The sequence below is a fragment of the Mycobacterium sp. E136 genome (assembly GCF_001666865.1).
Lineage (GTDB): Bacteria > Actinomycetota > Actinomycetes > Mycobacteriales > Mycobacteriaceae > Mycobacterium.
Genome location: NZ_LZJE01000040.1, coordinates 1 through 734 on the forward strand (window position 1 = coordinate 1; position 734 = coordinate 734).

Consider the following 734-nt stretch of genomic DNA (forward strand, 5'->3'; position numbering starts at 1 on the left):
CGAACACCCGCCCGTTGGCTCGCATAGGGACGAATTGCATCACCGCCAGCGGGATACCGCGGTACTCCGCGACGTTGGCCGCGACATCTTCCCCGAGAGGGCCGGTGAGCAGCAGGTCAGCGTCCTTGGCCAGCCCCATCAACGTGGAGTTCGCCTCTTCAAGGTATTGGGTCAGCAGCGCACGATTCTCGCGCCACAGTCTCCGCAGGTCCGCAACCTTCCACGGATGGGACGTGCGCGCCTGGAATTCACGATGGACGTCCTGCCATAAACGCGCGTTCGGGCCGTAGCCGACCGCCTGAAGCCCGGCGGACTCGACGAACCCCACCATGTCGGGCGCTACTGCCAAATACACCTGATGTCCGCGGTGCAGCAACTCCCGGCCAACGGCAACGCAGGGTTCCACGTCACCACGCGTCCCATAGCAGGCCATTAAAAGCTTCATCGCGTCCTACCCTCTCATTTTTTTGCGGAGCCTTTCACTGTTGTTGCTGAGGCGCAATGGCGCCGACGGCTGCCGCGGTTCCAATTCGACCGGCCACGCCATGCCACCGCCAGCGGCACCGGAGTGGCCGGCTCGCCCCAGCAGTAGTCGCCGTGGGACTCCGCCGACCCCGATGTACTCTCTGGTCCACGCAACTTGAAGGGGGGCAGTGGATGGCCAGATCCCTGAGATTTGTGCTGGCAAGCTACGGAAGTCGTGGCGATGTGGAGCCCTGCGTTGCCGTCACCCG

1 protein-coding gene is annotated in these 734 nt (G+C 64.0%); it reads right to left on the reverse strand.

Annotation, left to right across the window (positions count from 1 at the left end):
* Positions 1–445 (reverse strand): glycosyltransferase (locus tag A5698_RS03335; RefSeq protein WP_197506625.1); only part of this gene is annotated, 445 nt, incomplete at its 3' end.
* Between the last annotated feature and the right edge of the window lie 289 nt (positions 446–734).